This window comes from Acidobacteriota bacterium (assembly GCA_003696075.1).
GTDB lineage: Bacteria > Acidobacteriota > Polarisedimenticolia > J045 > J045 > J045.
On record RFHH01000033.1, the window covers coordinates 1 to 5,487 of the forward strand.

The 5,487-nt window shown below is 73.1% G+C and carries 6 protein-coding genes; 2 read left to right on the plus strand and 4 right to left on the minus strand.

Annotated elements, in window-relative coordinates; genetic code table 11:
- Window positions 1-133: 133 nt before the first annotated feature.
- Window positions 134-1,318 (plus strand): saccharopine dehydrogenase, encoded by a 1,185-nt coding sequence (locus D6718_02045; GenBank protein RMG48291.1) that lies wholly within the window; start codon window positions 134-136, stop codon window positions 1,316-1,318.
- Between the two features lie 75 nt (window positions 1,319-1,393).
- Window positions 1,394-1,828, plus strand: a complete 435-nt coding sequence (locus D6718_02050; protein ID RMG48296.1) for an acyl-CoA thioesterase — start codon at window positions 1,394-1,396, stop codon at window positions 1,826-1,828.
- A gap of 29 nt (window positions 1,829-1,857) precedes the next feature.
- Here the strand turns inward: D6718_02050 and D6718_02055 are convergent, their stop codons facing one another.
- The 4 genes from D6718_02055 to D6718_02070 form a co-directional block, all read right to left on the minus strand.
- Window positions 1,858-2,286 carry a hypothetical protein gene (locus D6718_02055; GenBank protein ID RMG48292.1) on the minus strand — a complete coding sequence of 143 codons (429 nt, stop codon included), beginning with the start codon at window positions 2,284-2,286 and terminating at the stop codon, window positions 1,858-1,860.
- A gap of 58 nt (window positions 2,287-2,344) precedes the next feature.
- The gene (locus tag D6718_02060; GenBank protein RMG48293.1) at window positions 2,345-2,599 is read right to left on the minus strand and encodes a hypothetical protein; all 255 of its coding nucleotides are present in this window, start codon (window positions 2,597-2,599) and stop codon (window positions 2,345-2,347) included.
- Entirely contained in the window at window positions 2,596-3,153 is a 558-nt protein-coding gene (locus tag D6718_02065; GenBank protein RMG48294.1) for an RNA polymerase sigma factor, read from the minus strand. The genes D6718_02060 and D6718_02065 overlap by 4 nt, the downstream gene beginning before the upstream one ends.
- 14 nt (window positions 3,154-3,167) lie before the next feature.
- Window positions 3,168-5,487, minus strand: a 2,320-nt coding sequence (locus D6718_02070; protein ID RMG48295.1) for a VWA domain-containing protein, incomplete at its 5' end; no start/stop codon positions are given.

Sequence of the window (5,487 nt, forward strand, 5' to 3'; positions counted from 1 at the left end):
ATCAGAAACCGCCGCATCCCGCGCGAGACAGCCATCGGCACCCCGCCGCCGCCGCGTGACCGCGGCCGCGTATCGTCGATAATGGCACCGCCGGGGCGCCGGATCGAGCGGCGGCCTGCATGGAGGTGCCGACGTGGCTTCCGCTCAAGGAGGGGTCGCCGGCCGGGAGGCGGCCGTGCTCGGTGCGGGCCGCCAGGGGACGGCCGCCGCCTTCGACCTGCTGAGATTCGGCGGCGCCGCGCGCGTGCGGCTGATCGACGCCGACCCCGTGCGGCTGAGCGACGCCGCGCTCCGCCTGCAGCACCTCGGGCTGGGAGATTCCCTGGAAACGGCCGCCGTCGACGCGACCGACGAGCGAGCGCTCGCGAAGGCCCTGGAAGGGGCGGTGACGGCCGTGTGCGCGCTCCCGTACCGGCTCGGACCGGCGGCGGCCCGCGCCGCCCTGGCGGCGGGCTGTTCGCTCGCCGATCTCGGCGGGAACACGGAGATCTCGCGCCGGATCCTCGAACTCGACCGTCCGGCGAGGGAACGCGGAGTGTGTCTGGTGCCCGACACCGGGCTCGCCCCGGGGCTGGCCAACACCCTCGCGGCCGACGGCTTGCGGCGGCTTCCCGCGGCGCGCTCGGTGCGGATCTGGTGCGGCGGGCTCCCCCAGACGCCGATCCCGCCTCTCGGGTACCGGCAAGTGTTCAGCATCGAGGGGCTGCTCAACGAGTACTCCGGGGACGCGGTCTATCTGCGCGGCGGCGAGATCGTGCGCGTGCCGGCCTTGAGCGAGCGGGAGGAGCTCGAGCTGCCGGGCGTCGGCCGTGTCGAGGCGTTCCCCACCAGCGGCGGTACCTCGACCGCCCCGGAGACGTTCCGCGGCCGGCTCGATACCTACGAGTACCGGACCGTGCGCTATCCGGGGCATCTCGAGAGGTTCAAGACGCTGGCCGACCTCGGCCTGCTGGGAGAGGAGAAGATCCCGGCCGGGGACGGGCACGTCCGGCCGCGCGATCTTCTGATCCGACTGCTGGCCCCGCTGATCGACCGGCCGGACGTGCCCGACCTCGTCGTCCTCAGGGTCGAGGTGGAGGCCCCCGAGGACGCGGCGCCGCGGCGGGTGATCTACGACCTGCTGGACCGGGAAGACCGAGAAACCGGCTTCACCGCGATGGAGCGGTGCACCGCTCACCCGGCGGCGGTCGTCGCGGAGATGGCCGCGGCGGGCGAGATCGACCCCGGTGCGCAGCGGCTGGAGACCGGCGTACCGCCGGAGCCGTTCCTCGAACGGCTGGCGCGGCGGCCGCTGGCTCTGACCGTTCGCGAGGAGTGAGGGATGACCACGACGGGCGGAACCTCGGCCGGCGGTCCGGTGAAGTCCCGCAGCGTCGCCGACTCCCGCACGGAGATGGCGACGATCGTGCTCCCCGCCGACACCAACAACTACGGCCACATCTTCGGCGGGCGCGTGCTGGCGATGGCCGACAAGGTCGCGGCGATGGTGGCGATGCGGCACTGTCGCCAGCCGGTCGTCACCGCCTCGATCGATCGCGTCGACTTCATCCGTCCGATCAAGTCGGGAATGATCGTCATCTTCAAGGGGGCGATCAACGCGGCGTTCAACACCTCGATGGAGATCGGCGTCGATGTCGAGGCCGAGAACCCGTTGACCGGCGAGCGCATCACCGCCTGCCGGGCCCTCCTGACCGTCGTCGCGATCGATCGCAATGGGCGCCCCGTACCGATTCCACCGCTCGAGCTGCGGACGCAGGAGGAGCGCGATCGCGCCGCCCGCGCGGCGGAGCGGCGGCGCCAGCGTCTCGCGACGCGCGAGGCCTTCTGAGGGCCACTCTCTCCCGCGCGGGACCCTCCTCAACGCGGCAGGCGGTCGTAGGCGCCGCGTGTGGGCCTCAGGACGACGACGAGCGTGTCCTCGACTGGGCCGCACGCTATTCCCGACGTGTGGCACGAGATGACGAGCGGCTCCAGCCCCGGATCGGCATCGACCACGGCGGCGATCGGGTCCGGGAGCTCCTCCTCGTCGTCGAAGCGGCCTTCGAGCCTCGCGAGGGCGGCCTCCTGCCGTTTCATGACGATCTCCTCGACCATCGGCCGCCACTCCTCGCGGACCCACTGCACGTCGCCCCCACCCCAGACGAGATCGAGGTGCGGGCAGACCGGCTGCGCCGGCATGCCGCCGTCTCCGGCAACGACACGACCGCAGACGATGCAGTGGATCACCGGCGGCGGCGCCTGGAAAGGCCATTCCAACCAGACGTCCGGGCAAAGCTCCTGCGACATCGAGATCCTCCCCGTCGTTCGCCGGGACACACGGATCGCTCCGGGTCCGGCGCTCGTGTTACCTCGGTGGAAGCTGTTCGAGTCTTCGCGATCGTTCCACCACCCGGCGGGCGGTCGTGCTCAGCCCCCGAGGGTGCCAGGCCGCCTCGAGCGCTCTGGCCAGCATCTGGTCGAAGAACGCGGCTTCCCGGTCCTGGGGGCTCAAATCCCAGAAGGCGGCCGGCGGGACGATCCGGCCGTCCGGGTCCAGCCGGCGGTCCGCCGAGACGACCGCCTCGATCAATCGCTCGCGATCCCGTCCGCGATCGCTCATCGCATCAGCTCTCCGACCGGAACGCCATGCCGCTCGAGACAGCGTGCCATCTGGCGACGGGCGCGCCCGACGTTCTGGAGGAAGGTGTTGAGCCGCATCCCGGCGCGTGCGGCCAGCTCGCGGTCGCTGTCACCACCCCGTGCCTCGAGCCGCGCGAGCAGGGCCCGGCGCGGGCGCGGGGTCAGCCGCTTCAGGCAGCGCGCGATCGCGGCCCGCAATCCCGGGTCGGGCAGCGGATCGGCCGGGGCGGCCGTCTCCGGTGGATCGTCCGGCTCCAGCAACTCGATTCTCCGGCGGCGGCACTCCTCGAGCGCGAGGTTCCTCGCGATCCTCCCCGCGTAGCGGAGCGACGCCCGCGGCCCCTCGAGTCGGAGGCGAGGCGCGATCACCCACATCCGCAGCAGCGTTTCCTGGACGACCGATTCCACGTCGACCTGGCGCGCGAAGGGGCGGAGACCGCGCCGCAACCACGGCTCGGCGACGCGGGTCCAGGCGGCGAACGCGTCGCGATCGCCCGCCTGGACCCTCCGGTACGCTGCCTCGGTACCGCCCATGCCCTTCCTCTCGCTCAGTCGACCGGGCTCGCGGACCCGATCGCAAGCGCGAAGCCGTTCTTCCCGTCCGGACCGCCCGCGGGGATGACCTCGATCAGCAGCGGACACTCTCTCGAGGCCGAGCGGAGCCTCTCGAGCCACTCCGGGTCGAGACGATCGCCTTGCTCCAGCTCGAAGACGAGCCGAACGAGGAGCCCCGGCTCCACCGGGCCCGGCCGGGTGCTCGTGCCGGGATCGATGCGGCTGGCGTGGAGCGCGGCACCCTCCGGTGCCGCGAGCCAGAGGTAAACTTCTCCTTCGGGGACCGTGAAGCGGTCCCCCGGCACCTCGAACTCGACGGCGAGACGCCGCTCGGAGGCGGAGACGACGCGCGCCGGTAGCCTCCGGTCGGGCTCGGCTCCCGTGGCCTCGTCCGCGAGAAAGCTGTCCCGAGAGTACAGGGATTCGGCCTCGTTAAAGACGAATAGTCCCATCTGCGGGGCTCGAAGGGCGGAACCAAAGCTGCCGTAACCGACGCCCTCCGCCGAGACGCCGCTTGGAAGCTCGCTCGCCAGCCGGACGCGGCGCCTGGGGGACGTCGGATCGACCGCCGGCTCCTCGGAGACGGCGACGAGGCTCGTGCGCCGCGACACGATCCGGTGCCGCAGTCCGGTGGCCTCGATCTCGTCGAGGATCGAATCGGCTCCGCCCTCTCCGCCATAACCGGCGAGCCGCATCTCGAGGTCGGCGACCCTCTCGCGGCCGAACAGGGCTCCGAGGGGAAGCTCCGTGGCGAGCGCCCCCTCGTCGCCCGCGGCCGGCACGACCCGCGACTGACGCCAGACCTCGCCGTCCGGGTGCCGGGCCTCGATCACGATCTCTCCTCCCGCGGGACGCAGCTCGAGGGCGATCAGCACTGCCGCCCCGGCGAGCAGGTCGCGCGGCCGGTCGGGCGCGACCGCCGTGACCGCGCTTCCGGAGATGCGGATCCCCTCGAGGAGCGGAGCCCCCGTGGCGGCGAGGAGGCGGTCCGCCGCACGGCCGGCCTCTTCCGGGGTGGCGGCGATGACCTCGATCCCGCGGCCGGCCCGCGAGACGCCGAGCCCGAGCGTGCGGTTCGGAACGGCTCCGATGCCGGCGACGTGGACTCGGCAGCCTTCCGGGAGCCGCCGTAGCACCTCCCCGACCGCTTCCTGCTCGAAGCCGATGTAGCCGTCGGTGATGAGGACGACCTGGTGCTGGGCGCCGGGACGGAGCCGCCGGAGCGCGCCCTTCAGCGCCTCGACCATCTCGGTGCCGCCACCGGCGGCGAGCCGGTCCACGGCCCGGCACGCGGCTTCCACCTCCGGCCCCGTCGCGCGGCGGTAGCCGCGGGTGAGCGGGTGCGGCCGGGTGGCGAAGGCGGTGATCGCGAACCGGTCGCCGGGGCCGAGAGAGCGCAGGAGCCGCCGGGCGATCGCCTTGGCCGTTTCGAGCGGTACGCCGTGCATCGAACCGCTCGCGTCGATCAGCAGCGTCAGGTCGCGCCGCGCCGCCCGCACCGGCGCATCGGGAGGCGTCAGCGTGAGCAGGGCGTAGCGGCCCTCGTCTCCGGGAAGCCCCCCGCCGATCGCCAGGCGCGCCCGGGGCTCATCCCCGGTCGCCCGCCAGCGGATCGCGATGTCCCGGTCGAGCCGCGAAGGCTCGGCGAGGCTGACACGCGTCCCCTCCGGGTCGCTCGTGACCTCCAGGCGGTGCCGCTCCGCCTCCGGTGCGACCTCTTCCGGCGCGCCGTCTTCGATCACCAGCTCGAGTTCGATCCGCGCGGGGGTGCCCTCGCCGGCGGCACGGTCGCTGTCGAGGCGCTCCGCGTCGGGGACGCGGCCGGATGCCCCGTGGTAACGCACGCCGGTCACCGTCGGGAAGCGGTACTCCCACGTCCCGCGGCCCGCTCCGCCGGCCGCGCGCGCAAAGGCGAGCGGCTGCAGAACGTCGATTTCGACCGAGACGTCGGCTCCGGGCGGGAGGTTGCCGAGATGCTGGACGAAGGTGTCGTCGCGGACCTGCTCGAGCAGGCCGGTGGAGCGACCCTCGATCAGGGCCTGCTCGTACCGTTCGCGGGCCGCCTCGGCCCCCTCGATCTCGCCGGTGACGACACGGTCGCCGAGGCGGATCGTGTAGCCGAGCACCGCCCCGTCGGCGGGCAGCGGCATCGAGTAGAGCACCTCGAGCGGCTCGTCGTAAGGGTTCCGGTAGCGCTGGACGAGCCGGCTCCGTGCCAGCCCGCCCCGGGCGCGCGCGGAAAGACGCGCGCCCTCGAGCGGAAACGTCCGGCCGTCGACGGCGACCAGGCCCGGCTTGCCGGCGGTCCCGGCC

What these genes read in the sequence shown, in the direction of transcription:
- D6718_02055 (RMG48292.1), bottom strand. Translation starts at nt 2,286, where the DNA reads ATGTCGCAGGAGCTTTGCCCGGACGTCTGGTTGGAATGGCCTTTCCAG.
- D6718_02065 (RMG48294.1), bottom strand. Translation starts at nt 3,153, where the DNA reads ATGGGCGGTACCGAGGCAGCGTACCGGAGGGTCCAGGCGGGCGATCGC.
- D6718_02050 (RMG48296.1), top strand. Translation starts at nt 1,394, where the DNA reads ATGGCGACGATCGTGCTCCCCGCCGACACCAACAACTACGGCCACATC.
- D6718_02060 (RMG48293.1), bottom strand. Translation starts at nt 2,599, where the DNA reads ATGAGCGATCGCGGACGGGATCGCGAGCGATTGATCGAGGCGGTCGTC.